The sequence below is a fragment of the Streptomyces albidoflavus genome (genome assembly GCF_000719955.1).
Lineage (GTDB): Bacteria > Actinomycetota > Actinomycetes > Streptomycetales > Streptomycetaceae > Streptomyces > Streptomyces albidoflavus.
In genome coordinates this window covers 69,013-93,393 of record NZ_JOII01000014.1, presented here as the reverse complement: position 1 = coordinate 93,393, position 24,381 = coordinate 69,013, and the positions used below count along the sequence as shown (strand labels likewise).

Annotated in this window: 26 protein-coding genes; 13 read left to right on the top strand and 13 right to left on the bottom strand. The window is 73.0% G+C overall.

The genetic code is table 11. The annotated features are described in order from the left end of the window. The first annotated feature begins 99 nt into the window (after positions 1-99). Positions 100-1,065: an NAD-dependent epimerase/dehydratase family protein gene (locus tag IF45_RS0116975; RefSeq protein WP_015507381.1), complete on the top strand. Its 966-nt coding sequence runs from the start codon at positions 100-102 to the stop codon at positions 1,063-1,065. Here IF45_RS0116975 and IF45_RS0116970 read toward each other — a convergent pair. From IF45_RS0116970 to IF45_RS0116955, 4 genes are all read right to left on the bottom strand, one after another. Continuing rightward, entirely contained in the window at positions 1,062-2,417 is a 1,356-nt protein-coding gene (locus IF45_RS0116970) for an FG-GAP and VCBS repeat-containing protein (RefSeq protein ID WP_030308203.1), read from the bottom strand. The genes IF45_RS0116975 and IF45_RS0116970 overlap by 4 nt on opposite strands. A gap of 110 nt (positions 2,418-2,527) precedes the next feature. Further along, positions 2,528-3,703, bottom strand: coding sequence for a glutathione-independent formaldehyde dehydrogenase (locus tag IF45_RS0116965; RefSeq protein WP_030308201.1), 1,176 nt, complete (start codon positions 3,701-3,703; stop codon positions 2,528-2,530). Then, entirely contained in the window at positions 3,703-4,275 is a 573-nt protein-coding gene (locus IF45_RS0116960) for a GNAT family N-acetyltransferase (protein WP_003949933.1), read from the bottom strand. The genes IF45_RS0116965 and IF45_RS0116960 overlap by 1 nt, the downstream gene beginning before the upstream one ends. Before the next feature lie 140 nt (positions 4,276-4,415). Then, positions 4,416-4,991, bottom strand: coding sequence for a TerD family protein (locus IF45_RS0116955; protein WP_003949934.1), 576 nt, complete (start codon positions 4,989-4,991; stop codon positions 4,416-4,418). 201 nt (positions 4,992-5,192) lie between these two features. Here IF45_RS0116955 and arfB point away from each other — a divergent pair, with 201 nt between their 5' ends. Continuing rightward, positions 5,193-5,660, top strand: coding sequence for an alternative ribosome rescue aminoacyl-tRNA hydrolase ArfB (gene arfB, locus IF45_RS0116950; RefSeq protein ID WP_018893864.1), 468 nt, complete (start codon positions 5,193-5,195; stop codon positions 5,658-5,660). A gap of 32 nt (positions 5,661-5,692) precedes the next feature. Here the strand turns inward: arfB and IF45_RS0116945 are convergent, their stop codons facing one another. Further along, complete coding sequence (locus IF45_RS0116945) at positions 5,693-6,280, bottom strand: flavin reductase family protein (protein ID WP_008412057.1); 588 nt, start codon at positions 6,278-6,280, stop codon at positions 5,693-5,695. Positions 6,281-6,698: 418 nt separating this feature from the next. Here IF45_RS0116945 and cdgB point away from each other — a divergent pair, with 418 nt between their 5' ends. Together cdgB and IF45_RS0116935 are read left to right on the top strand one after the other, a co-directional pair. Beyond that, positions 6,699-8,429: a diguanylate cyclase CdgB gene (cdgB, locus tag IF45_RS0116940; protein WP_008412054.1), complete on the top strand. Its 1,731-nt coding sequence runs from the start codon at positions 6,699-6,701 to the stop codon at positions 8,427-8,429. Between the two features lie 506 nt (positions 8,430-8,935). Beyond that, positions 8,936-9,895, top strand: a complete 960-nt coding sequence (locus IF45_RS0116935; RefSeq protein ID WP_030308199.1) for a carbohydrate-binding protein — start codon at positions 8,936-8,938, stop codon at positions 9,893-9,895. Positions 9,896-9,996: 101 nt separating this feature from the next. On the opposite strand, the gene IF45_RS0116930 is transcribed toward IF45_RS0116935, so the two are convergent. From IF45_RS0116930 to IF45_RS0116905, 6 genes are all read right to left on the bottom strand, one after another. Next, the gene (locus IF45_RS0116930; RefSeq protein ID WP_003949939.1) at positions 9,997-10,842 is read right to left on the bottom strand and encodes a class II fructose-bisphosphate aldolase; all 846 of its coding nucleotides are present in this window, start codon (positions 10,840-10,842) and stop codon (positions 9,997-9,999) included. Positions 10,843-10,913: 71 nt separating this feature from the next. Beyond that, positions 10,914-11,843 (bottom strand): 1-phosphofructokinase family hexose kinase, encoded by a 930-nt coding sequence (locus IF45_RS0116925; protein WP_030308197.1) that lies wholly within the window; start codon positions 11,841-11,843, stop codon positions 10,914-10,916. 164 nt (positions 11,844-12,007) lie between these two features. Then, a complete protein-coding gene (locus IF45_RS0116920) occupies positions 12,008-12,955 on the bottom strand; it encodes a lytic polysaccharide monooxygenase auxiliary activity family 9 protein (RefSeq protein WP_030308196.1) in 948 nt (315 codons plus the stop codon). 239 nt (positions 12,956-13,194) lie between these two features. Then, positions 13,195-14,100 (bottom strand): helix-turn-helix domain-containing protein, encoded by a 906-nt coding sequence (locus IF45_RS0116915; protein ID WP_030308195.1) that lies wholly within the window; start codon positions 14,098-14,100, stop codon positions 13,195-13,197. A gap of 159 nt (positions 14,101-14,259) precedes the next feature. Further along, the gene (nagA, locus tag IF45_RS0116910; protein ID WP_003949943.1) at positions 14,260-15,435 is read right to left on the bottom strand and encodes an N-acetylglucosamine-6-phosphate deacetylase; all 1,176 of its coding nucleotides are present in this window, start codon (positions 15,433-15,435) and stop codon (positions 14,260-14,262) included. After that, positions 15,435-16,367, bottom strand: coding sequence for an ROK family protein (locus IF45_RS0116905; protein WP_003949944.1), 933 nt, complete (start codon positions 16,365-16,367; stop codon positions 15,435-15,437). Before IF45_RS0116905 ends, nagA begins: the two co-directional genes overlap by 1 nt. A gap of 274 nt (positions 16,368-16,641) precedes the next feature. Between IF45_RS0116905 and IF45_RS0116900 the strand changes: the two genes are divergently transcribed. Together IF45_RS0116900 and IF45_RS0116895 are read left to right on the top strand one after the other, a co-directional pair. After that, positions 16,642-16,950 (top strand): hypothetical protein, encoded by a 309-nt coding sequence (locus IF45_RS0116900; RefSeq protein WP_008412564.1) that lies wholly within the window; start codon positions 16,642-16,644, stop codon positions 16,948-16,950. Next, complete coding sequence (locus IF45_RS0116895) at positions 16,932-17,345, top strand: hypothetical protein (protein WP_030308193.1); 414 nt, start codon at positions 16,932-16,934, stop codon at positions 17,343-17,345. The genes IF45_RS0116900 and IF45_RS0116895 overlap by 19 nt, the downstream gene beginning before the upstream one ends. Positions 17,346-17,375: 30 nt before the next feature. Here the strand turns inward: IF45_RS0116895 and IF45_RS0116890 are convergent, their stop codons facing one another. Next, positions 17,376-17,708, bottom strand: a complete 333-nt coding sequence (locus IF45_RS0116890) for a hypothetical protein (RefSeq protein ID WP_030308191.1) — start codon at positions 17,706-17,708, stop codon at positions 17,376-17,378. A gap of 124 nt (positions 17,709-17,832) precedes the next feature. Then, the gene (locus tag IF45_RS0116885) at positions 17,833-18,756 is read right to left on the bottom strand and encodes an SIS domain-containing protein (protein WP_003949948.1); all 924 of its coding nucleotides are present in this window, start codon (positions 18,754-18,756) and stop codon (positions 17,833-17,835) included. 377 nt (positions 18,757-19,133) lie between these two features. Here IF45_RS0116885 and IF45_RS0116880 point away from each other — a divergent pair, with 377 nt between their 5' ends. The 7 genes from IF45_RS0116880 (at position 19,134) to IF45_RS0116850 (ending at position 24,319) form a co-directional block, all read left to right on the top strand. After that, positions 19,134-20,471, top strand: a complete 1,338-nt coding sequence (locus tag IF45_RS0116880; RefSeq protein ID WP_030308190.1) for an extracellular solute-binding protein — start codon at positions 19,134-19,136, stop codon at positions 20,469-20,471. A gap of 177 nt (positions 20,472-20,648) precedes the next feature. Beyond that, positions 20,649-20,954, top strand: coding sequence for a gas vesicle protein GvpO (locus tag IF45_RS0116875; protein ID WP_023417866.1), 306 nt, complete (start codon positions 20,649-20,651; stop codon positions 20,952-20,954). Between the two features lie 67 nt (positions 20,955-21,021). Beyond that, positions 21,022-21,474, top strand: a complete 453-nt coding sequence (locus IF45_RS0116870; RefSeq protein WP_030308189.1) for a gas vesicle structural protein GvpA — start codon at positions 21,022-21,024, stop codon at positions 21,472-21,474. Between the two features lie 2 nt (positions 21,475-21,476). Beyond that, positions 21,477-22,190, top strand: coding sequence for a GvpL/GvpF family gas vesicle protein (locus IF45_RS0116865; protein WP_030308186.1), 714 nt, complete (start codon positions 21,477-21,479; stop codon positions 22,188-22,190). A 46-nt stretch (positions 22,191-22,236) separates the two neighbouring features. Further along, positions 22,237-22,491, top strand: coding sequence for a gas vesicle protein GvpG (locus tag IF45_RS0116860; RefSeq protein WP_023417863.1), 255 nt, complete (start codon positions 22,237-22,239; stop codon positions 22,489-22,491). A 24-nt stretch (positions 22,492-22,515) separates the two neighbouring features. Beyond that, entirely contained in the window at positions 22,516-23,121 is a 606-nt protein-coding gene (locus IF45_RS0116855; protein ID WP_030308184.1) for a hypothetical protein, read from the top strand. Beyond that, positions 23,114-24,319 (top strand): SRPBCC family protein, encoded by a 1,206-nt coding sequence (locus IF45_RS0116850; RefSeq protein WP_030308182.1) that lies wholly within the window; start codon positions 23,114-23,116, stop codon positions 24,317-24,319. The genes IF45_RS0116855 and IF45_RS0116850 overlap by 8 nt, the downstream gene beginning before the upstream one ends. The last annotated feature ends 62 nt before the right edge of the window (positions 24,320-24,381 follow it).

Sequence of the window (24,381 nt, the reverse complement as noted above, 5' to 3'; positions counted from 1 at the left end):
AGTTACATGCTATAACTGAAGTGATGGCCAGTAGTTCGCGGGCCCTCTGCCCAGCCGGTCCGCCCGTGTCCGCCCCGCCCACGAGAGGTGAACGAGACCATGACCACCGCCACGCACGACGCCCCCGCCCCACCGCACGTCGTCCTCGGAGCCGGCCCCGCCGGCACGACCCTCGCCGGGGAACTGGCCCGGCGGGGACACGAGGTCCGCCTCGTCGACCGGTCCGGCACCGGCCCGGCCCCCGCCGGCGTCACCCGCGTCCGGGGCGACGTCGGCACCCCCGAGGGCGCCCGGGCGGCGATCCGGGGCGCCGCCGTCGTCCACCACTGCGTCAACGTCCCCTACCACCTCCAGACCGCCGTCCTGCCCGGCATCCAGGAGGCCGTCCTCGGCGCGGCCGAGGCCGAGGGCGCCCGGCTCGTCGTGCTCGACACCCTCTACCCGTACGGCGAGACCCACGGCGAGGTGATGACCGAGTCCACGCCCTGGCGGGCGACCGGCGCCAAGGGGCTGATGCGGGCCGCGCTGGACGAGAGGTACCTGGCCGCGCACCGCGCCGGGCGGGTCCGCGTCGTGCTCGGCCGCTCGGCCGACTTCACCGGCCCCGGCGTCCTCAACTCCACCCTCGGCGGCGCCGTCTTCCCCGGCGCGCTGACCGGCGGCGAGGTGCTGGCGCTGGGCGACATCGACCTGCCGCACAGCTACACCGACATCCGCGCCGTCGCCGCCGGCCTCGCCACCCTCGGCGAGCATCCCGAGGGCGACGGCCGGGTCTGGCACCTGCCGACCGCGCCCGCCCGCACCACCCGCGAGATCTTCCGCATGATCGAGGAGCGGACCGGGCGCCCGCTCGCCCTCCACGTCATGGAGGCCCCGCGCCCCTTCGGCCCGTTCGACCAGACCTTCATGGACGCGTACGCCGAGCTGTTCTACCAGCACACCGAAGCGCAGGTGATGGACTCCACCGCCGTCCAGGACGCCTTCGGCCTGCGCCCCGTCGACCTCGGCACCACCCTGGACGACACCCTCGCCTGGTACCGGGAGTTCCTCGTCGCCCGGCGCTAGCGCGTGTCCCCGCGGCCCGGCTCCGGGAAGGACGCCGTGTCGCGGTCGGTCCCGTCGGTGAACCACCAGTGGCCGCCGCCCGCCAGGGCCAGTTCGGCGTGGCCGTCGCCGTCCCAGTCGGCGGCGGCGAAGAGCGAGCCGTCGACGGGGCCCTCGTCCACCGGGCCCGAGGGCTCGGCGACGGTACGGCGGACCGTCCGCCAGGGCTCGGAGGCGAGCCCGTGGTCCGAGCCGCCGTGCAGCACCGCGAACCGGGCGTCGGCCGCCTCCTTCTTCCGGGTCAGCTGGACGGCCAGGTCGTCGCAGCCGTCGCCGTCGAAGTCCCCGGCGCCCAGCCGCGTACCGAAGCCCTCCTGCGGCGCGCCGCCCTCCACCGTCACCCACGTGCCCGGCTCCTTGCCGTACGCGATGCGGACCTGGCCGCGCCGGTAGGGGGTCTCCTCTTCGTCGTACGGGTCGACGAAGCTCTGCCCGACGGCGATGTCCCGGCGCCCGTCCCCGTCGAAGTCGCCGAAGGCGACGCTCTCGCCCGCCGGCAGCCGCTGGGGCTTGTCGTTGAGGCCGCTCGGGGTGTCCGCGCCGCCGGTGAGCAGCAGCGGCGGGTCGTAGGGGGAGTCGTAGACGGCGAGGTCGGCGGCCCGGTCGCCGTCGGCGTCGCCGAGGAGCAGGGCGGGGGAGGCGGCCTCGTTGACCGGGGTGGGTATCTCCACGGTGTCGGCGGGGGCGCCGGAGCGCTCGAACGGGCCCTTCAGGACGACCAGCCCGGGGTTCTCGGCGGAGAACCGGTACGCGACGAGGTCGGTGTGACCGTCACCGTCGACGTCCCCCGCGACCGGGGCGTCGGCGTACGGCCCGCCCGGCAGGGGGACGCGCCCGCGCGGGCCGTCCGCCCGCGGTCCGTCCGGCCCGCCCCACACCACCTGGGCGGCGCCGCTGACGACCAGGTCGAGGTGGCCGTCCCCGTCAAGGTCGGCGACGGTGGGCCGCCAGGTGTCGTCGATGGACTGGACGGAGTCGGGCACGCCCAGGTCGTCCCGGTCCAGCACGGTGGCGCGGCCGGCGTCCGGGCCGCGCGCCGAGCCGGGGACGACGACCACCTGGAAGCCGTCCGGTTCCCGGGCGTCCTCGTAGACCAGCTCGCCGAAGCCGTCCCCGTCCAGATCGGGGGCGAGCAGGGGGTCGGTGCGGGCCGGGCCGTCCGTCCGGCAGGGGCTGCCGGGCACCGGCGCCACCTCGTCCGAGGGGAGGAGCACGAGGTACGCGAGCACCGCCACCGCCACGAGAACGGTCACCAGGACGTGCCTGCCGCCCGGCCGCCGGAACAACTTCCTGCCTGCTGTCGAGGAACCCATTCCCCCGACTCCACCTGCGCGGACCGCACCCGGGCAAGGAACCGGAGGGTTCTGTTACGTGGGTGGTGCACAGACCGGTGCGCAGGCCCGGCCCGGTCGGGGACGGGCGGTCAGGGACGCAGGACGGCCTTGACCATGCCGTCCTCCCGGCGGTCGAAGGTGGCGTAGAAGTCCGGGGCGTCGTCCAGGGTGCCGTGGTGGGTGACGACCCGCTCGGGGTGGGCGCGGCCGTCCAGGATGAGGTCGCGCAGGAGCCGGGTGTAGCGGCGGTCGTGGGTGCGGCCGAAGCCGACGCGGACGCCCTTGTCGAAGAGCTGGGCCCAGGGGACGCGGAGCGAGCCGTCACGGTGCCCGGCCGGGGCGGCGGGGTGCAGGTCCTTGGCGGCGTAGACCCCGGCGATGCCGAGCGAGCCGGTCGGGTTGACCAGGCGGGCCAGGTCGTCGACGACCTGGGCCGGGTTCTCGCGGGCCGGGTCGGCGCGGTCGCGGGCCTGGAAGCCGACGGCGTCGATGCCCCGGTCCACGCCGCCGGTGCCCGCCTCGCCGGGCGGCAGGCCGCGCGCCCGGCGGTGGACGCGGATCTGCTCGACCGGGTCGCCCGCCGTGAAGTCCACCGCGACCGCCCCGAACTCGGCGGCGACGGCGAGCCGGGCCGGGACGTGGTCGACCACGTAGACCTCGCCCGCGCCCCGCAGCAGCGCCGAGTGCGCGGCCAGCAGGCCGACCGTCCCGGCACCGAAGACCGCCACGCTGTCGCCCGGCCCGACCCCGGCCAGCTCGGTGGCGTGCCAGCCGGTGACGAAGGCGTCGGCGAGCAGCACGAAGGCGTCCTCGAAGCGGTCCCCCGGCTCCCCGGGCAGCGGTACGCAGTTGGCGTCGGCGAAGGGCACGCGCAGCAGCTCCGCCTGGGCACCCCGGTACGGGCCCATCCCCGCGTAGCCGTAGGCGGCGCCGAAGCCGCCCGGGCGCACCCGCGAACAGGCCGCCGTCAGGCCCTGGGCGCAGTGCGGGCACGTCCCGCAGTACAGGTGGGTGGGGAGGACGACGCGGTCGCCGGGGCGGACCGAGGTGACGGCGGAGCCGGTCGCCTCGACCACACCGAGCGGCTCGTGGCCCAGCACCAGCCCCGGCTCGGCACCGGTCCGCGCGTCGTACATGTGCAGGTCGGTGCCGCACAGGGCGCTGGAGGTGATCCGGACCAGCGCGTCCGTCTCCTCCTCGACCACGGCGTCCTCGACCTCGCGGACGGCGACGCGCCGCTCGCCCTCGTAGACGACGGCGCGCATCAGCTCTCGCCCGCCGTCGCGCCCGCCTCGGCCCGGCCCTCCCGCGACGTGGCCAGCGGCAGGCGCAGCACCGTGCACTCCCGGCCCCGGCGCAGGTCGGGGCGGTGGTCGACGGGGACGTAGCCGAGGGCCTGCCAGAAGGTGAGGGCGGCGGTGTTGGTGTCGAGCACGGCGAGGCGCAGCCCGGTGCGGCCGGCCTCGCGGAAGCGGGCGGCCAGGTGGCCGGCGAGGGCGCGGCCGTGTCCCTCGCGGCGCCGCTCGCCGTGGACCAGCAGCAGCCCGATCCACGGGTCGGGGTCGTCCGGGTCGGCCGGGTGGTGGTCGAGGGTGACGGCGACCGCGACCAGCTCGCCCCTGACCCGGGCCAGGTGGACGACGCTGCCGGGCACCGCGAGTTCGTCGGCGAGGGCGGCGGCGACCTGCGGGACGCGGATGTCCCCGGCGTCCGGGAAGTCGCCGGTCAGCTCGTGGAAGGCCTGCGCGGAGGCGTAGACCCCGGTGATCTCGGTGAGCAGGGCGCCGGGCAGCGCCGCGTCGTCCGGGGTCACGATGTCGACGTACATGGCGGCCACGCGCGCTCACTCCCTCGTCCGCACCACCCCGGTCCGGCCGGAGCCGGGGCTTCGATTCTGCGGCGGGGGGACCGAAACCGCGACCGCCCGGCCCTCCGGGGTGGGACGGAGGGCCGGGCGGGGCGGGTACGGGGCGTCGGTCAGACGTTGACGCCGAAGTCCTGGGCGATGCCGACCAGGCCCGAGGCGTAACCCTGGCCGACGGCGCGGAACTTCCACTCGGCGCCGTTGCGGTAGAGCTCGCCGAAGACCATGGCGGTCTCGGTGGCGGCGTCCTCGCTCAGGTCGTAGCGGGCGATCTCGGTGCCGCCGGCCTGGTTGACGATGCGGATGTAGGCGTTGCGCACCTGGCCGAAGTTCTGCGAGCGGGACTCCGCGTCGTAGATCGAGACCGGGAAGACGATCTTGTCGACGTCGGCGGGGAGGCCGGCGAGGTTGACGTTGATCGCCTCGTCGTCGCCGTCGCCCTCGCCGGTGCGGTTGTCGCCGGTGTGGACGATGGTCTGGTCCGGCGTCTGCTTGTTGTTGAAGAAGACGAAGTGGCCGTCGGAGTAGACCTTGCCCTCGGCGTTGACCGCGATGGCGGAGGCATCGAGGTCGAAGTCCGTACCGGTGGTGGTGCGGACGTCCCAGCCGAGGCCGACCGTGACGGCGGTCAGGCCGGGAGCCTCCTTGGTGAGCGAGACGTTGCCGCCCTTGGACAGGCTTACAGCCATGGGATGTCCCTTTCGTCGTGTGTCGCGGGCTTCGTACGCGGGACGAAGCTACCGTCACCCTTTGCAACGCCGCAGCCACCCCGGAGGGTTCCATCTCGCTTTACTTTCTTTGCCGAAAGGCGGGGAGGCGGGCCGCCGGCGAGGGGACCGGCGGTGAAAACGATGTGACGCGAGGCCGCCGGACGCGCGACCATGGATGACATGTCCACCGACCGAAAGCCCGGCACCCCGAAGCCCGCCCCCACCGGCGGCCGCGTCATCCGGGGCTCGGTCGTCCTGCCCGACTCCGAGCTGACCTGGCGTTTCTCGCGCTCCTCCGGCCCGGGCGGGCAGCACGTCAACACCAGCGACAGCCAGGTGGAGCTGCGCTTCGACCTGGCCGCCACCCAGGCGCTGCCCGAGGTGTGGAAGGAGCGCGCGCTGGAGCGGCTCGCGGGCCGGCTGACCGGCGGTGTCCTCGCCGTCCGCGCCTCCGACCACCGCTCGCAGTGGCGCAACCGCGAGACCGCGCTCGACCGGATGGTCTCCCTGCTCGGCGAGGCCACCGCGCCACCGCCCCGGCAGCGCCGGGCCACCCGCATCCCGCGCGGGATCAACGAGCGCCGGCTGCGCGAGAAGAAGCAGCGCTCCGAAGTGAAGAAGAACCGGGGGCGCGGCGGCGACTGGTGAGCCGCGCGCCCCGGGGCAACCCCCGGGGACGTTTATCGGCCGAGGTGGCGGTACCGGCCCCGGTAGTAGACGAGGGGCCCGCCCTCGGCGGCGGGCAGGGCTGCCGACAGGACGCGGCCGATCAGCAGGGTGTGGTCGCCCGCCTGGACGCGCTGCTCGGTACGGCACTCCACGGCGCCGAGGCCGCCCTCGATCAGCGGGGCGCCGGTGAACTCGCCCCGGGTGTGCGGGAGTGAGGCGAAGAGGAGGCTGTCGCTGAGGCGGCCGCTCATCGCGAACCGGCCCGCGATGTCACGCTGGTCCTCGCCGAGGAGCGAGACCGCCCACAGCGGCCGGTCGGTCAGGACGTCGTCCATCCGGGAGCCGGTCCGCACGCTCACCATCACCAGCGGCGGGTCGAGCGAGACGGAGACGAAGGCGGTGGCGGTCATCCCGGCGTCCTCGCCGCGCGGGCCGTCCTCCGGGTCGTGCGCGGTCACCAGCACCACGCCGGCCGCCAGCCGGGACATGGCGGCGCGGAACTCTTCGTTGCTCACCCCTTCAGCATGCCCCGGCCCGGCGGAGGGGGCGGCGGGGACGGCGGACGCGGGGGAGCCGGAGGTGGCGCGGGTCGTGAACACCCTCGTCACGCTAGTGCGCGCTGCCGCGCCCCCACATCGGCCGGGGGAACCAGCGGGGACCTAGGTCCCGGGTCCGACCCCCGCTTTGGTTTCGCCGCCGGGTTGGCTGAATCAGGCCGTTGTCGACCGTCCGGTGCCGCAGAGTGGCAGGGTATGAGCGGAAGGACACCTTCCGGGACCGGGCGGGATGCGTGTTCCGTCCAGGTTCGGGCGGGCCCTGAGCAACTCCGGGTGAATATGCCGCAAGGTGGCCAAGTCACCCGTGGATCATGTGACTTGAGTCACAGAACGCACATTTCGTTGACCCTGTGTACCGAGTGAACAGCTCGCTGTGATTCAGTGGCCGGGAACGGATGACGTGACACTGAGGGACGCTGCCCATCCTGGAGTTGCTGTCGAGGTCTCGGGGAGAGAGCGCATGGAGACCGAGTCGGAGCCCTACGTCCGCCTTGCGACCCTGCGGCAGCTGCATCAGGTCATCGCGGACCTGAACAGTGCCCGCAGTCTCGCGGACACCCTCCAGACCGTCGCCGACGGCGTGGTCACCGGCCTCGGCTACGAACTGTCCGCCGTCAACCTCGTCCAGGCCGACGGCGACCTCGTCGTCGCCGCCGTCGCCGGGAACTCCTCCGCGGAAGCCCTCCTCACCGGCCAGGTCGGCCCCCGGCACGCCTGGGACCACCGCCTCTCCCTCGCCGAACACTGGGGTGACCTGCGGTTCATCTCGCACACCGAGGCGTGGCAGCTCGACGAGGACGGCGTCCCCGGCTGGTACACCCCCGCCCCCGTCCCCCGCTACGAGGACGAGTGGCACCCCGGCGACCGCCTCTTCGCCCCGCTCCACGTCACCGGCAGCGACGAACTCCTCGGCGTCATCTCCGTCGACCGCCCGCGCAACGGCCGCCTCCCCGGCCCCTGGGGCCAGGAAGCCTTCCAGATGTACGCCTTCCAGGCCGCGATAGCGATATCCAACGCCCGGCTCCGCGCCAACATGCAGCGGGCCCTGGTCCGCCTGGAACGCGAACAGCAGGCACTGCGTGCCAGTGAGGAAAGCTTCCGCCAGGCGTTCGAGTTCGCCCCCAGCGGCATGGCCATCGCCGAGATGGGCGGGGACCAGCACGGCCGCATCCTCCGCGCCAACGACGCCCTCTGCCGCCTCCTCGGCCGCCGCGCGGGCACCCTGCGCCGCTACACCTTCTCCGACCTCGCCCACCCCGAGGACATCGGCACCCTGCTGCGCACCAGCGCCGAGGGCGGGCGCACCGAGGTCCGCCTCTCCACCAGCGAGGGCGCCTACCTCTGGGTGAGCCTGCGCAACTCCGTCGTCGCCGACGCCACCGACGGGCCCCGCCTCCTCCTCACCCACGTCGAGGACATCACCGAGCGCAAGCGCCACGAGATGCAGCTCGCCCACCGCGCCAGCCACGACGCCCTCACCGGCCTCCCCAACAGCGCCGAACTGCGCGCCCGCCTCTCCGCCCGCCTCTGCACCCGCCCGCACGCCGGCCGCCCCAGCGCCGTCGACACCCTCGACGCCGCCTACGGCGGGCCCGCCCCCGGCTCGTTCCCCGGCCCCGCCGCCGACCCCGACGCCTACGACGCGGACGCCCACGACTTCGACCTCGGCCTCGGCCTCGGCGGCGCCCGCCACGCGGCCGGGCCGACCGGCGCCGGATTCGGCGTCGCCCCCTACGAGCACCACGTCCACACCGTCGCCCCCGACGAGGACGGCGACCAGGACGGCGAGGGCGCCAAGGGCCTGGCCGTGCTCTTCTGCGACCTCGACGGCTTCAAGTCCATCAACGACCGGTTCGGCCACCACACCGGCGACGCCGTCCTCATCGAGGTCGCCCGCCGCCTCACCAGCGGCGTCCGGGACGGCGACACCGTGGCCCGGCTCGGCGGCGACGAGTTCGTCGTCCTCGCCGACGGCCTCTGCCACGCCGACGCCCAGGACCTCGCGGTCCGCCTGCGCAACGCGATCATCCCGCCCATCCGCGTGGACGGACGCGCGGTGCGCGTCGGGGCCAGCTTCGGCATCGGCTGGGCCCACTGCGGCATGTCCGTCGAGGAAGTCCTGCAAAGCGCCGACCAGCGGATGTACATCGAGAAACGTTCCCGCTCCAAGCAGCAGCGGCGGGCCGGATAGGGCCCGGCCGCCTTTGTTTGGCTGTTCCGCCGGGGCTGGGGTCCGTTGCCTACGGGGCCGGCCCGAGCCGGCGTGGGGTGGGGTGGCCTCAAGCGCCGGCCGGGCTGTTGGTGGCCGGGCTTCGTCCTGACCGTGCCGGTGAAAGATGGCCTCAAGCGCCGGCCGGGCTTGAGAAGTGGCCTCAAGCGCCGGCCGGGTTGAGTGTGGTGCGGCCCCGGGCTGGAGACGGTGGGAGACGCGCTGGTGCGCCAGGTCGGGGCTGGGGCTGGCGGTGGAGGTCTGCCATGGCTTTCTTCCTTTTTCTTCCCGTTTCTCCCTCGGGGAGGGGTGTGAAGGTGAGTCCACGCACAGCCCCGGCCGGACCGGGGACCCAAACGTCCCCGTAGCTGTAGGCGAGTTGAAACCTTGGGGAGGGCTACATCACCCCTTCGCGTCAGTTCGAGCGGGTAGGCTCGCCGAGTCGATGACCCTGCGATTCCGGTACGTGTTTGAGGAGTGACCACGGGATGACACCCGGCCCTGGCAACAACGGCGCCTCTGGCGACAACGGCACGCCCGAGGGCGACGACCCGTTCGGCTACCTGTACGCCGACGGGCAGGCGGCCGGTGCCACCCCTCCAGGCGGGGGCGGCGGCTACGGCTACCCCGGCCCCCGCTCCTCGTACAACCAGGTGCGTGCCGTCGGTGAGCGGCGGTACGGCGGGCAGCAGGGCGGGTACGGCTACCCGCCCCAGCAGCAGCCCTACGGGCAGGCGCCGCAGGGTGTGCCGCCGCAGCAGCAGCACGGGGCGCCGCCGCCGGTGGCGCCCGGGGGCGGGCGCGGTTCCGGCTCGGGCGGGCCCAACACGCGGATGCTGCTGATCGGCGCCGTCGCGGTGGTCGTCGCGGTGATCGTGGTGATCGCCGTCACGATGTTCTCCGGCGACGACGACAAGGGCGACGAGGCCGGCAAGGACACCGCGCCGACCGCCGACGCCGGGGGCGGCGAGGGCGAGGACGAGCAGCAGGAGAATTCGCAGGACGACGAGGAGGACAAGCCCGTCGACCTGCCGAAGACCGACGCCAAGGCCCTCAAGCTGGAGGGCGGCACCGTCACCGCCTCCGACATCCAGGGCGCCGAGGCCGGGACGTACGTCGCCGGGTTCAACAAGGTCGGCGCCAAGGTGACCTGGACGGTCAACGGCATTCCGGAGGACGCCGGCTACAGCCTGCGCGTCTCCTACGGCGTCCCCGGCAAGGCCGCCAACGCCACGATCCTCGTCAACGGCAAGGCCCAGGAGCGCCCGCTCAACATGGACAACTTCGCCAATGTCGAAGAGGGCGAGTGGTCCGACAAGTGGGTCAACACCTGGGCCGTGGTCAACCTCACCAAGGGCACCAACACCATCACGCTCTCCTGCGAGGAGGGCAACCAGTGCGACGCCAACTTCGACCAGCTGTGGCTGAAGGAAGGCACGCAGGGCTGACGCCCGCCACCGGCACTCGCTGAGGTACGCGGCCGGGCCCGCCCCCTGTACGAGGGGCGGGCCCGGCCGTTCGCGTACGCGCTCCCGGTGGCGGGGCCGGCTCAGACCCCGGACAGCACGGTCAGGAAGTGGTGCGCCCGGCCGCGTACCGCCGCGCGGGCCAGGGAGAGGTACGGGCGCGGGTCCGGGTGGTCGGTGAGGTGGGTGGTGAGGGCGGAGGTGAACGCCTGGTTGAGGGCGGTGCCGATGTTGATCTTCGTCATGCCGGAGCGGACCGCGTGGGCCAGCTCCTCGTCCGGCACGCCGCTGGAGCCGTGCAGCACCAGGGGGACGGGCACGGCCGAGCGCAGGGCGGCGATCAGGGTGTGGTCGAGGGCGGCGGTGCGCTCCGTCATGGCGTGCGAGGAGCCGACGGCCACCGCCAGGGCGTCGACCCCGGTCTCCTTCACGTACGCGGCCGCCTCGGCGGGGTCGGTACGGACCCCGGGGGCGTGGGCGTCGAGCGGCGGCTCGCCGGGCTTGCCGCCGATCCGGCCCAGCTCCGCCTCGACCCAGAGGCCGTGGGCGTGGCCGAACCGTACGGCCTCGGCGGTGCGGCGCAGGTTCTCCTCGGCGTTCAGCCGGGAGGCGTCGTACATGACCGAGCCGAACCCCTCGGCGGGGGCGGCCTCGACCAGCTCCCAGGAGTCGGCGTGGTCGAGGTGGAGGGCGAGCGGCGCGGTGGAGCAGCGGGCGACGGCGCCGGTGGCGGCGGCGATCGGGCCGAGCCGGTGGCCGTGGTAGGCGACGGCGTTCTGGGAGATCTGGAGGACGGCGGGCAGCCCCGCCTCCTCGGCGGCGGCGGCGACGGCCTCGGCGTGTTCGAGGGTGATGACGTTGAACGCGGCGACGGCCCGGCCTGCGGCCGCCGCTTCGGTGACGAGTTCCCCGGTCGGTACGAGTGGCACGGCTCTCCCCCTGCGGATGTCGGCTGACGTCGGCCGGGTGGCCGCGTCCGGTCGGGCTCGGCGCTACGGGGTCACGCGGCCCCGGGCAGCGCGGTGGCGGTGATGCGGGCGGCCAGGTCGCGGTAGGCGGCCTCGTCGTACTCCCCGGCGGCCGAGGCGTGCACGGTCGCGGCGGAGAGGGCGGCGGCCCGGACGAGGCGGTCCGGCCAGTCGGCGCCCTCGGCGAGACCGGCGAGCAGCCCGGCCACGACGGAGTCGCCCGCGCCCGTCGGGTTGCCCCGGACCGGGCCGGGCGGGGCGGCGCGCCAGGCGCCCACCGGGGTCTCGGCGAGCAGGCCCTCGGCGCCGAGCGAGGCGACCACGGCGCGGGCGCCCCGGCGGCGGGCGGCGCGGGCGGCGTGGCGGGGGTCGCGGGTGCCGGTGAGGTCGGCGAGTTCGGCGGCGTTCGGCTTGACCAGGTCGGGGCGGGCGGCGATGCCCCGGCGCAGGGGTTCGCCGCTGGTGTCGAGGAGGACGGGGACGCCGGCGGAGCGGGCCTCGCGGATCAGGTGGGCGTAGGCGCCGACGGGCACGCCGGGCGGGAGGCTGCCGCAGAGGGCGACCGCCTCGGCGCCGGGCAGGAGGGAGGCGTACGCCTTCTTCAGGGCCTCCCACTCGGCGGCGGTGACGGTGGGGCCGGGTTCGTTGAACTGGGTGGTGTCGCCGCCGGCGGCGTCGACCACGGCGACGGTGCGGCGGGTGGTGCCGCCGATGGGGACCAGGGCGTCCTTGAGGTGGGGCTCTCCGGACAGGGCCTCGCGGAGCCAGACTCCGGTGGGGCCGCCGGCGAAGCCCGTGACCGTGGTGGGGTGGCCCAGACGGGCCAGTACGCGGGCGACGTTGACGCCTTTGCCGCCCGGGCGGTCCTGGGTCTCCGTGACGCGGTGCGTGGTGTGTCGGCGCAGGGTGGGGACGTGGTACGTCAGGTCTACTGCGGTGTTCAGAGTGACGGTGAGGATCACGGTTCCAGCCCTGTGCTGCCCTGGCCCGCCCGGGGGTGCTGGCGGGTCTGCCTGCGGTTTCGTGGCCTGATCATGCCAAACCTAGGCGATGCGGCAGGGCTGCGGAAGGGGGGTGGGGGCACGGGGAAAGGACCCCGGCGCTGCGGCGCCGGGGTCCTCGGTCGTCAGCCGTGCTGCCTGGTCCGGCGGCTCCGGTTGAAGACCATCGCGCCACCGGCGAAGACGACCGCCCCCAGGCCCGCCACCACCGCGGGCACGGCGCCGGCCGCCTCGTTGCCGGAGGCTGCCAGTTCCTCTCCGGCCGCGGCGTGTTCGGTGTGTCCGGCGGCGTGGATCGGGTCGGCCTTGGTGTTCTCGACGTCCGCCCCGAGCGCCTCGACCTCGGCGGCCGACTGTTCGCCGCCCGCCAGACCGGTGACCTCACCGCTGCCGCCGTCGAAGACGACGTCGGAGCAGGAGAAGAAGTTCTCCTGGCTGTCGGAGCGGATCCACTGGATGAAGAGCATGTGCTGACCGCTCCGTTGCGGTAACTGGAGGTTCCAGTAGTAGTGGCCTTCGTTGGTGCCCACACCGCCGTTCTGCGGCGGGTCGGTCACCGTCTGCAGGTGGTCCAGGTCGCCCCAGGCGAGGGCCTGGTTCGGGTTCCACCCGCTCTTGGTGAGGTAGACCTCGAACTTGCCGGGATGGGCGGCCCAGTTGCTGTACTTGAGCTGGATGGTCGCCCCGGAGGTCAGGTGCGTCTTCGGCCAGTCGGTGCGGACCGCGTTGTACGCGGAGAAGTCGTACGGGCTGCGGTCGCCCGCACTGCACAGCTTGCCGTCCGGGACGTAACCCGCGCCCCTGCCACCGGCGTTGGAGTCCAGAACGGCGAACCAGTTGTACAGCGGGGTGGTACCGGTCTGCCGTACCGCGTCGGCGCAGGCGGGGTTGGACGGCATCTGGGTCGAGCCGTTCTGGAGCAGGTCCTTGTAGCACAGGTTGGTCCGCGAGCCGGGCATGATGCTGACGCCGTGCGCCGACGCGGGGGACGGCACGGAGAGCACCGCCGCGGCAACGCCCGCTGCCGCGGCCAGGGCCAGTGTGTGCCGGGTGCGGATCGAGTGGATGGCCATGAGTCGGTCTCCTTCGTGAAAGGTTCCCTTTCGAGCACCGGCCGACCGGCCGGGACCTGTCGCGGGCGTCGCCCCGTGCTGCGGGAGCCGACCGTTCGGGCCCGGCGATCGATCTGCAAGAGGGACTGGCGTGGAGGGGTGGGGGAATGACGAGGGCTAGTGGGAGCGCTCCCATTCACTTGTAGCGCGAGGGGGTGGAGTAGTAAATGGCCGCGTCGGAAATTGGTGACAGGTCCCGGTCAAGAACCGTCTGCGGGGTGGGCGTCGGCAAGGGCCTCGCCGAAGAGCCGTCCGGCGAGTTCCAGGCAGCGCATCCGGGCGGGTGAGAAGTCGTAAGGCATCTTGGTGACCGCTGTGGCGGCGCTCATCTCTCTGCCCTCCTCCCCGGTCAGGCCGGCGTCGTAGGTTTCGAGGATCTTCGCCTCGGCCGCTTCGAGCCCCGCTGCCTCGATGGCCTGATCCAGGGCCATCTGGTGCGCGCACCGCTGGACGGCCAGCGCTTCGACACGCGGGTCGTCGGGTGCGACGCCGTCGTCGAGGGCGGCCTCGGCCGCCTCAAGACGGTCGTCCTCCGCCCGCAGATCGGGATGGGTGGCCAGCACGATGAACGCGCTGGCCTGGATCGCGGCGCCCAGCGGCCCGCAGATCCGTTCCGTGACCAGCAGCGCGTCGAGGTCGGAAGGGCGCAACGCGCCCGGGGGCAGGGGGCTGAGCCGGTCCGTGACCAGTTCGGAGAGCAGCCCCAGCGGACTGCCCACCGCCCGCAGGCGCTGGACGGCCGCGCGCCGGCGTCTGACGGCGGCCTCCTGCGCCGCCAAGGACGCCTCCAGCCTGCCCAGGACCGACTCGATACCCGGGGCTTGGTCCGAGGCCCCGTCTCCGCTCTCGTCCCGGGTTTCATCCCGGGCTTCGCCGAAGGCGGCCCGCATGTCGTCCAGGCTGATACCGGCATCAGCCATCCTGCGGATCCACAGCAGGCGGATCATGTCGTCGTAGCCGTAGCGTCGGCGGCCGTCTCCGCCGCGCTCGGGCTCCGGCAGCAGACCGATCGCGTGGTAGTGACGGATGGCGCGCGGGGTGGTCCCGGCGAACGCTGCGGCATCACCGATCTTGACCTGCCGGGGAGGCGTGAGGGAGGGGTACATCGCAGACGGAGCCTTTCGTGCTGGTGCCCCGACCCCACCACATGCCGCTACGGCATGTGCAACAAGCCCGTCCAGGCGCCGTGGGTGAAGAAGCTCGGGCGCGCAGGCTCAGGCCGCGCAGCCCCTCAGCCGCCGCCCGCGCAGCCCCACCCCACCGGATCAGGCAGCAGCCGCCACCTGCGGAGCAACAACCCAGTCCCCGTGGCGCAGAACCCCCTTGACCTCGAACCCCTCGTCGAGAACGACGAGGTCGGCGTCCTTGCCGGGCTCCAGCGAGCCGATGCGGTGGTCGAGCCCGAGCAGGCGGGCGGGGTTGGCGGAGAGCGCCCGTACGATCTGGTCGACCGGGAGCTTGTCGACCAGCGCGGCGCGCCGGAAGGCCCGGTCCAGGGTGAGGGTCGACCCGGCGATCGAGCCCCCCTCGACGAGGCGGGCCACCCCGTCGACCACGTCGACCTCCAGCGGGCCCAGCAGGTAGCGCCCGTCCCCGAAACCGGCTGCGTCCATCGCGTCGGTGATGAAGGCGACCCGGTCCGCGCCCGCGCGGTGGAAGGCCAGTTCCAGGGCGGCCGGGTGCAGGTGGGTGCCGTCGTTGATCAGCTCGACGGTGACCCGCTCGTCCTCCAGCAGGGCCGCGATCGGGCCGGGGGCGCGGTGGCCCAGCGGCGGCATCGCGTTGAAGAGGTGGGTGGCGACGGTCGCGCCCGCGTCGATGGCCTCGACCGTCTGCTCGTAGGTGGCGTCGGTGTGGCCGACCGCCGCGATGACCCCCCGGTCGGCGAGGAGGCGTACCGAGTCCAGGCCGCCGGGGAGTTCGGTGGCGAGGGTGACCATGCGGGCGGCGCCCCGGGAGGCGTCGAGCAGGGCCGCCACGTCGGCGGGGTGCGGGTCGCGCAGCAGGGCCTCGCTGTGGGCGCCCTTGCGGCACGGGGAGATGAACGGGCCCTCGAAGTGGATACCGGCCAGGTCGCCCTGTTCGGTCAACTCCGAGAGGAGTCCGGCGCGGGCGGTGAGGAAATCCATCTCGCCGGTGACCGTGGAGGCGACCAGGGTCGTCGTGCCGTGCGCCCGGTGCGTGGCGATGCCGGTCAGGACGTCGTCCACGGTGCCGGAGGTGAAGGAGGCGCCGCCGCCGCCGTGGTTGTGGAGGTCCACGAAGCCGGGCACGATCCAGTGGCCGGAGAGGTCCCAGCGTTCGGCCTCGCCCTCCTGACCTGCCGAGGGAGCGCTCCCGCCGATGTGCGCGCCGTCGATCACGACCTCGCCGTCGTCCACCGTGCCGGAGGGCAGCACCACCCGGGCGCCGGTCAGTACCTTGCGTGCGGGAGCGGCCATCAGGCGGATACCTCCGTGGCGAGTAGATCCCAGGCGAGGAGCCCCGCGCCCAGGCATCCGGCGGTGTCCCCGAGGGCCGCCGGGACGATCGTGGGGAGCTTCTGGAAGGTGACGCGTTCCTCCACAGCCGCCCGCAGCGGTGTGAACAACGTTTCCCCCGCCTCGGCGAGGCCGCCACCGATGATCAGGGTGCGGGGGTCCAGGAGAGTGACGGCCATGACCAGGCCGTCGGCGAGCGCGTCCACCGCCTCCTGCCAGACGGCGACGGCCCTCGGGTCGCCCGCCGCCACCGCCCGCGCGCAGTCGGCGGCGTCCGCCTCCGGGTCGCCGCTCGCCTCCGCCCAGGCCAGGGAGACGGCCGAGGCCGAGGCCAGCCGCTCCAGGCAGCCGCGCTGGCCGCAGCCGCACGGGATGCCGCCGGGCCGGATCACGACGTGGCCGATCTCCCCGGCGGAGCCGTGCGCGCCCGGCTCGATGACGCCGTTGATGCCGATGGCACCGGCGATGCCCGTACCCAGCGGCATGAACAGGAACCGGTCGGCGCCCCGGCCCGCCCCGATCCGGCCCTCGGCGAGGCCGCCGGTACGGACGTCGTGGCCCAGGGCGACCGGGGTGCCGCCGAGACGGGCGGTGAGCATGTCCCGCAACGGGACGTCGGACCAGCCGAGGTTGGCCGCGTAGACCGCGACGCCCTTCTCGGTGTCCACGATGCCGGGCACGGCGACGCCCGCCGCCGCGGCCTGTTCGCCGAACTCGGCCAGGCCGTGGGCGCGCAGGGCGTCGGCGAAGTCGAGGATCGAGGCCACGACGGCGTCCGGGCCCCGGTCGCGGCCCGTGTCACGGCGCGCCTCGTGCAGCAGCTCGCCGTCCGGGCCGACCAGAGCCGCCTTCATTCCCGTGCCGCCCACATCGAGCGCGATCACATGTCTCACCCGGACAGTCTGACCGGTGGGGCGAGAGAGGTCTAGTCCAGTGGGGAAATCGCCTGCGGCGCGCTTACGAGCCCGGGGTGCCCCTGGCCGGGCTCGGCCCCTGGTCCGGCGGGGCCGGGGGTGGGGTGGCCTCAGGCGCCGGCCGGGCTGTTTTGGGACCGGTCCGGCTCCGGGTGCCGGTTCAGGATGGCCTCAAGCGCCGGCTGGGCTTGGAGGGTGCGGCCGGTGCTGGGTCTCCGGGGCTGTTTCCTACTTCTTTGATACGATCGGTCGCATGGTGGAAGGTGAGTACGGCATCGGTGAAGGGCCTGCGACTCGGGTGAGCCTGTCGCTTCCCGAGGGCACCGCTGAGGCCATTCGGGCCCGGGTGGGGAAGAGGGAGTTCTCGGCCTTCGTGGCGGCCGCGGTCGAGCGGGAGTTGCGGGGGCAGATCCTGGACGAGTACCTGACCGACTACGAGCGGCGTCACGGACCGCTCCCCGCTCGGCTGCAGGCTGAGGCACGGCAGGTTTTCGACGACGTGTTCTCGCAGGACGCGGCCCTCCGGGAGGACGAGGGCAAGCAGTGGCCCGCCGCAAGCTGACGCACGAGGGCACGCTGCTGCTCGACAGCGAGGGGCTGTCCAAGCTGCTGGTCGACGATGCCAGGACCGTGGCCATGGTCGCGGAGGCGCGGCGGCGCGGTATGGACGTGGTGATCTGTGCGCTCGCCCTCATCGAGGCGGTGCATGCCCGGACGGACAGAAGGCGCCTGGCCTGGGTGCTGTCGGGGCTGCGGGTGGCGCCTGTCGGAGAAGAGGAGGCCAAGGCGGCTTCTGCCCTTCTTCTGCGGACGGGGCTGCACGGGCACAAGTACGCGATCGACGCGGCCGTCGCGGAATTGGCGACGCGGCAGCAGCGACCGGTTGCCCTCCTGACGTCGGACCTCGACGACATGGGGAAACTCTGCGAGGACCACGTTCGGCTCATCGCTGTATGACCGTGCGCTTCGCCCCCGCCGACGGCGAGGTCACGCGAAGACCCTGCACACCTCCCCGGGTGGCCTCCCCTGTCTCCGATGCTGCGTGAGGAGATGGGCCGCCACGGTCATGAAGTCCTCCGTGGTGAGGGCGGGGTGCGCCTCCTGCGGCTCGGCGTCGGTCCTTTCCACGGTGCCGTCCGCCAGGGACATCCGTAGGCCGCCCGAGGGGTTTCCCCGGGCGTCCGTCAGGTGGACGGAGGGTGGGGACGGGGTCAGGAGGAGGAATGCCTCCTGGGTGCCGTCGGCGTTGTGGACGGTGGCGCGGTAGAGGTGCGGGGGTGTCTCGGTGGGGAGCAGCCGGAGGAGGAACGAGTAGGGCATGTGTTGTTCCTCGGGTTCCTTCCGGGCTTCCGGCGGTGTGGCAGGGGTACGGCAAGGGACCACTGCCACACCGCCGGGGGCGCGGTGTGCGTGACGGGAGGGTGGCGGCGGTCGGCGGTGTGGGTCAGTGCCGGCTGTCGTCCGTTGCCAGCACCACACTGCGCGTCAGGTTCCGTGGCCGGTCCGGGTTGTGGCCCTGGGCTTCCGCGAGGGCGACCGCGAGGCGTTGGGCGCGGATGAGGTCGGCGAGGGGGTCGGTGGTGGGGTGGTGTTCGAAGTGGCCGCCGACCCGGTGGACGTCGTCGGCGAGGCCGGCGGGGGCCTCGCCGAAGAGCCAGGTGACGCGGCCGGGGGCGGTGATGGCGATGGGGCCGTGGCGGTACTCCATGGCCGGGTAGGACTCGGTCCAGGCGCCCGCGGCCTCGCGCATCTTCAGGGCGGCCTCCTGGGCGAGGCCGTAGGCCCAGCCCCGGCCGAGGAAGGTCCACTGTCCGGCGGTGAGCAGGGGGCGGGGGAGGGGTTCGGTGACGGCGTGTTCGGCGTCGTCGGCGGCGCGGGGGACGGAGGCGAGGCCGGGGAGGTCGCCGAGGGTGGCGCGGAGGAAGGCGAGGGCGGTGGTGGCGAAGCGGGTCTGGACCACGGACTCCTCGTCGGCCCAGTCCAGCACGGCCACCTCGTCGGCGGCGGTCATCACGGGCGTCGCCGGGTCGGCGGTCAGGGCGACGGTGGCGGTGCCGGCGGCGCGGACCAGGGCGAGGAGTTCCAGGACCTCCGTGGTGGTGCCCGAGCGGGTCAGGGCGACGACCCGGTCGTAGGCGCCGACGGCGCGGGCGCGCGGGAACTCCGAGGCGGCGAAGGCGTCGGTGGCGCCCTGGCCCGCTCCCTCGCGCAGGGCGGCGTAGGACTGGGCCATGAACCACGAGGTGCCGCAGCCGACGACGGCGACGCGTTCCCCGGGCCGGGGCGCGGCGGTGAAGCGGGCCGCCTCCTCGGCGGCGCGGCGCCAGCAGGCGGGCTGGGTGGTGATCTCTGCTGCGGTACGGGACATGCGCGGCTACCCCTCACGGTTCTCCGCCCGGGCGGCTCCGGTGCGGCCGCCCCCGGCGGGGCTGTGCTCTCGCTCTCGTACGTTCCGGCCGGCTGCGGGAGCCGGTGGTGTCCTCCGAGGTCTGACGGTACGTCGGCCCTCCCGCGGTTCCCGTCCTGCTGTGCGGACCCGCCGGAGGCCGCGTGCGGTCCTCGTGACGTGCGGTGGACGCGGTGTGCAGGGTCGATGTGACCTCGGCACGGAAGTGCATAGCAGTCCCGGACAAGCCGGGGCAACGGCCACCGGAGGTGGTCCTGGCCAGGCCCTTCGGCGGTGTACACCTTCCCGGGACGTCCGGGAGCGGCCCGGACCCGGCGGATCAGGGCGAGGAGCACGGCGTGCGGCGACACCACGAGGGACGGGGCGAGGGACGAGGCGACCGGCGCGGCCGGGGGGCGGCGCGGTCGGCCACCGCGCTCGCGGTCGTCCTCGCGCTGGCGGCCGCCCTCGCCGGCTGCGGCTCGGACAGCGCCGAGGAGAGCGCCGACGAGGAGGTCGCCCTGCGCCTGGTCGCCCCCGAGTACGGCGACTCGGCCAAGACCAGCAGCAAGGGGTACTGGAAGCGGGTCGTCGCCAGTTTCGAGAAGGGGCACCCGGGGACCACCGTCGACGTGGAGGTGCACCCCTGGCGCACCGTCGACAAGGTCCTCGCCCGCCAGGTCGCCGCCGGCGACGCCCCCGACCTCGCGATCAGCGGCACCTACGCCTCGTACGCCGCCGACGGCCGGCTCTACCGCGCCGACGACCTGCTCTCCATCGGCACCCAGGCCGACTTCCTGCCGCCGCTCGCCCGCGCCGGGGAGATGCAGCGGGTGCAGTACGGGATGCCGTTCGCCGCCTCGACCCGGCTGCTCTTCTACAACCGCGACCTCTTCGAGGAGGCCGGCCTGACCCCGCCGAAGACCTGGGACGGGGTGCGCGGCGCCGCCGAGGCGCTGAAGAAGCGGGACGTGCCCTACCCGTACGCGCTGCCGCTCGGGCCCGAGGAGGCGCAGGCCGAGACGCTCAACTGGCTGCTGTCGGGCGGCTCCGGCTACACCGACGACCTCGGCTCGTACACGCTCGACTCGCCGGAGAACGTGGAGACGGTCGGCTGGCTGAAGAAGGAGCTGGTGGGGGAGGGGCTGACCGGCCCCACCCCGCCGGGCGAGCTGGACCGGGCCGACGCCTACGCCGCCTTCGCCAAGGGGCGGGTCGGCATGGTCAACGGCCACCCCTCGCTGATGCGCGCCGCAGAACGCTCCGGCGTGCGCTACGGCGTCGCCCCCGTCCCCGGACGGACCGAGGACGCCGGGGCCACCCTCGGCGTCACCGACTGGATGATCGGGTTCCGGCAGGCGGGCCACCCCGAGGAGGCCGGTGCCTTCCTCGACCACGTGTACAGCGAGAAGAACGTCCTCGCCTTCACCCGCGCCCACGACCTGCTCCCCGTCACCCACACCGCCTCCGACACCCTCACCGCCGCCCCCGGCAACACCACCCTGCGCCGCTTCCTCGCCGAACTCCCCGAGGCCCGCCTCTACCCGTCCGAGAAGACCTCCTGGCCCGAGCTGAGCACCCGCATCAAGTCGGGCCTCGCCGACGCCGTCGCCCCCGGCGGCTCGCCCAAGGCCGTCCTCAGCCGCCTCCAGCGCCACGCCGCCGCCTACGAGAACCCGCAGGCCGGGAACGGCTGACAACCTCGCCCGTGAAGGGCCCGGACACCGGAGGGACGACCGCGCACGCGGTCGTCCCTCCGGTGTCTCCGTTCGTGAACGCATACGTCGGGGCGGCCCGGGAACGCGGAGGAAAGACCCGGTCGAATACGTGAACGGGCGGACCGGAGGAATCGATGAGACAGGGCAGGAAGCCTTATGGCGAAGGATGAGGAGAACGGCGGAAAGGAAAGCGGCGGTGCCCCCGCGCGGGTCGGGATATCCGAGGCGATGCGCAAGGCGGCCGGTCAGCTTTCCGAACTCCTCGGCTGCGAACCGAGTTCCGTCTCTTCGCTGAAGGCCACGGATGACGGATGGACGGCGGACGTGGAAGTGGTCGAGATCGAAAAGGTCCCGGACACGACCAGTGTCATGGCGTCCTACCACGTCTCCCTCGGAAAGCAGGGAGAACTCCTCGGATATGAACGCACACGCCGCTACACGCGCGGTCAAGTAGACCGTTGAGCGTTCCTCGCGGCAGAGACCGCGGGGAACGGCTCGCGCGCACCCAACAGTAGGAGGGAGCCCGGCCATGAGTCTCGTACAGCAGAGCAGCGCCCCCAACAGCACGGGCGGTTCCGGAAATCTCTACGACGTCCTCGAGCTGATCCTCGACAAGGGCCTTGTCATCGACGCCTTCGTGCGGGTCTCGCTCGTGGGCATCGAGATCCTGAAGATCGACGTCCGGGTGGTCGTCGCCAGTGTCGACACCTACCTGCGCTTCGCCGAAGCCTGCAACCGCCTGGACCTGGAGTCCGGACGCAAGGCGCCGACCCAGCTCACCGACATCGTCGGGGACACCGTGGAGAGCGGTGCCAAAGGGAAGTCGAAAGGAGCGCTGACCGGCGCGGTGGAGGCGTTCACCGAGTCCTTCCAGGGCGGTCGTGACGACTCCGAGGACAAGGACAAGGAGAAGGAGGAGGAGAAGCGGCCGGCCCGCAAGTCCTCCTCCAGCCGCCGCACCAGCCAGCGACGAGAGGAGTGACCATGGCCACCTACATCTACGCCATCACGGCGGCCGACCACCCGCTGCGCCTCGACGGGCTCGTCGGGGTCGGCGAGAACCCGTCCGAACTGCGGGTAGTCAGGTCCGAGCGGCACGCGGCCGTCGTCAGCGACGCCCCGGCGGAGCTGCGGGCCAAGCGCCGTGACCTCGTGGCCCACCAGAGCGTCCTGGAGCGGCTGATGACCGAGGGGGCCGCGCTGCCGATGCGGTTCGGCCTGGTCGGCCCCGACGACGACCAGGTGCGCGCCGCGCTCGAACAGGAGCAGGACACCTACGCCCAGCGGCTGGAAGAACTCGACGGCCGCCTGGAGTACAACCTGAAGGTCGCGCGGGACGAGGACAGCCTCCTGCGGGAGATCCTCACCGAGTCGGACGAGGCACGGCGGCTCAGGGACCACACCCGGAGCAACCCGGACGCACACGGGGAGAAGGTCGCCCTCGGCGAACTGGTCTCCCGGGAGATCGAGGCCAGGAGTGATGCCGCCGGCGAGCGCATCGCCGCAGAGCTGGCACCGGCCGCGGAGCGCAGCTCCGACGCCGGTCCCACGAAGGCGCATCTCCTCAACGTGTCCTATCTGGTCGCCCGCGACGACGCGGCCGCCTTTTCCCAGGCGGTGCACGAGGCGGCGGAGAAGTACGGCGACGACTACACGTTCACGCTGAACGGCCCGTTGCCGCCCTACAGCTTCGTGTGACCCGCGGTTCCCCCGCGATCCGTGCGACCGATCGGAGGCATTCGCCATGGGTCTCCTCATGAATGTCCTCACACTTCCCCTCGCCCCGGTCAGGGGCGCCGCTTGGGTACTCGATCAAGTGGTGCTCGCTGCCGAGCGAGAACACTACGACCCGGGACAGGTACGGCAGCAACTCGCCGCGCTGGAACAGCAGCTGCTGAACGGTGAGATCGACGAGGAGGAATTCGACCGTCGTGAGGACGAGTTGCTGGACTGGCTCGAAGAGTGCGAGGCGTACCAGCAGAGCCGGCAGAATTCCTGAATCCCGGAGAGCGAGGTCTCAGCAATGACGAAGAACGTCAAGATAGGCGCGGCCCTGGTGGGTGGATACCTGCTGGGCCGTACGAAGAAAGCGAAACTGGCAATAGGCTTCGGCATGTTCCTGGCGGGCAAGAAGCTCGACCTCGACCCGAAGAAGCTCGGCAGCATGCTGGCCAGTTCGCCGGTGCTCGGCGGCCTGAGCGACCAGGTCCGCAAGGACCTCGTCGGGGCCACCCGCACCGCGGCCACCAACGCGCTCACCCAGCGGGCGACCAGCTTCGCCGACTCTCTGCACCAGCGCACCCTGCGCCTCGACGACCCGGAGGCCGCCCGGGAGGAGGAGCAGCGCGACGCCGACGACGCCGCCGACACCGACGCGGCCGAGGACGAGGCGCACGAGCCGGAGGACCGCGACGAGGAATCCGGGGAGAAGTCCGAGAAGAAGCCGGCGCGCTCCAGCAAGTCCTCGTCCGCGCGCGGTGGTTCGGGCAGCGGTGGCTCCTCGGACTCCGCCCCGAAGAAGAAGGCGGCCTCGACCGCCCGGCGGACCACCTCGCAGGCGCGCGCCAAGGCTCCGGCGAAGAAGACCGCGGCCAAGTCCCGCTCGACGCGTGGGGGCAGCCGTGACTGATTCCGCCTTCACCAAGTTCAAGGACGACGTCGCCAAGAATCCGGCGACCGAGCGGCTCCGCGACGAGCTGCAGAACTACCTGAGCGCCCGGGCACGGCACGCCGTGACCAACCTCGGCCACAAGCTGGGGGAGAGCGCCGGCAAGCTCGCCGACGGGCCGGCCCCCACCGGCGCGGTGAAGTCCCTCGCCAAGGGCGGCAAGGCGCTCGGCGAGGGCAAGTCGCCCGCCCAGGCGGCGCTGAGCGCCGGCGGCTCCCACGTGATGGACACGATCAAGGACAAGGTCAAGGGCGTGTTCGGCAAGGGGCGCAAGGGCGGCGGCGGCAAGTCGAAGAGCGTCACGATCTCCGAGGACATCGACGTCGGCGTGCCCGTGCGCGAGGCGTACGACCAGTGGACGCAGTTCCAGGAGTTCAGCACCTTCGCCAAGGGTGTCGTCAGCGTCGAGAAGTCCGACGACACCAGCAGCAACTGGAAGGTGAAGGTCGCCAAGTCCACGCGCAGCTGGAAGGCGAACGTCACCGAGCAGGTGCCGGACGAGCGGATCACCTGGACCACCGAGGGCGCCAAGGGCACGGTCAAGGGCGTCGTCACGTTCCACCGGATCACCGACAACCTGACGCGGGTGCTGCTGGTCCTGGAGTACTTCCCGAAGGGCCTCTTCGAGAAGACGGGCAACATCTGGCGCGCCCAGGGCCGCCGGGCCCGCCTCGACCTCAAGCTGTACCGCAAGTTCATCATGATGCGCGGTGAGGCGACGGACAGCTGGCGCGGGGAGATCCGCGACGGCGAGGTCGTGGTCGACCACGACGAGGCCGTCCGCCGTGAGGAGGAGTCCGAGGAGCACGGCGACGCCACCTCCGAGGAGGAGACCGAGTCCGGGGACGGCGAGTTCGAGGACGGCGACTTCGAGGACGGTGAGCCCGAGGACAGTGACGTCGAGGACGAGGCCGACGAGCGCGACGAGGACGAGCCGGACGAGGAGTTCTACGACGAGCCCGAGGACGAGTTCGACGAGGACGACGCCGAGGCCGAGGAGGCCGATGAGGACGTCGAGCCCGAGGACGGCGAGGACGCCGAGGACGAGCCCGCCGACGAGGCCGACGACGAGGAGGCCGACCCGGTGGACGAGGACGCCGAGTGGGACGAGGAGGAGCCGGAGGAGGAGCCCCGGCGCCGTTCCCCGGCGCGCGGCTGACACCGCGCACACCGATCGGGCCGGCCGGAGAGTACAGACTCCCGGCCGGCCCGATCGCGTGG

Bases quoted from the DNA above. Each gene is read 5' to 3' on its own strand.
- cdgB (WP_008412054.1), top strand. From the start codon at position 6,699: ATGGAGACCGAGTCGGAGCCCTACGTCCGCCTTGCGACCCTGCGGCAG.
- IF45_RS0116865 (WP_030308186.1), top strand. From the start codon at position 21,477: ATGGCCACCTACATCTACGCCATCACGGCGGCCGACCACCCGCTGCGC.
- IF45_RS0116920 (WP_030308196.1), bottom strand. From the start codon at position 12,955: ATGGCCATCCACTCGATCCGCACCCGGCACACACTGGCCCTGGCCGCG.
- IF45_RS0116875 (WP_023417866.1), top strand. From the start codon at position 20,649: ATGGCGAAGGATGAGGAGAACGGCGGAAAGGAAAGCGGCGGTGCCCCC.
- nagA (WP_003949943.1), bottom strand. From the start codon at position 15,435: ATGGCCGCTCCCGCACGCAAGGTACTGACCGGCGCCCGGGTGGTGCTG.
- IF45_RS0116900 (WP_008412564.1), top strand. From the start codon at position 16,642: ATGGTGGAAGGTGAGTACGGCATCGGTGAAGGGCCTGCGACTCGGGTG.
- IF45_RS0116970 (WP_030308203.1), bottom strand. From the start codon at position 2,417: ATGGGTTCCTCGACAGCAGGCAGGAAGTTGTTCCGGCGGCCGGGCGGC.
- IF45_RS0116965 (WP_030308201.1), bottom strand. From the start codon at position 3,703: ATGCGCGCCGTCGTCTACGAGGGCGAGCGGCGCGTCGCCGTCCGCGAG.
- IF45_RS0116890 (WP_030308191.1), bottom strand. From the start codon at position 17,708: ATGCCCTACTCGTTCCTCCTCCGGCTGCTCCCCACCGAGACACCCCCG.
- IF45_RS0116915 (WP_030308195.1), bottom strand. From the start codon at position 14,100: ATGTACCCCTCCCTCACGCCTCCCCGGCAGGTCAAGATCGGTGATGCC.
- IF45_RS0116955 (WP_003949934.1), bottom strand. From the start codon at position 4,991: ATGGCTGTAAGCCTGTCCAAGGGCGGCAACGTCTCGCTCACCAAGGAG.
- IF45_RS0116855 (WP_030308184.1), top strand. From the start codon at position 22,516: ATGACGAAGAACGTCAAGATAGGCGCGGCCCTGGTGGGTGGATACCTG.
- IF45_RS0116935 (WP_030308199.1), top strand. From the start codon at position 8,936: ATGACACCCGGCCCTGGCAACAACGGCGCCTCTGGCGACAACGGCACG.
- IF45_RS0116885 (WP_003949948.1), bottom strand. From the start codon at position 18,756: ATGTCCCGTACCGCAGCAGAGATCACCACCCAGCCCGCCTGCTGGCGC.
- IF45_RS0116860 (WP_023417863.1), top strand. From the start codon at position 22,237: ATGGGTCTCCTCATGAATGTCCTCACACTTCCCCTCGCCCCGGTCAGG.
- arfB (WP_018893864.1), top strand. From the start codon at position 5,193: ATGTCCACCGACCGAAAGCCCGGCACCCCGAAGCCCGCCCCCACCGGC.
- IF45_RS0116870 (WP_030308189.1), top strand. From the start codon at position 21,022: ATGAGTCTCGTACAGCAGAGCAGCGCCCCCAACAGCACGGGCGGTTCC.
- IF45_RS0116975 (WP_015507381.1), top strand. From the start codon at position 100: ATGACCACCGCCACGCACGACGCCCCCGCCCCACCGCACGTCGTCCTC.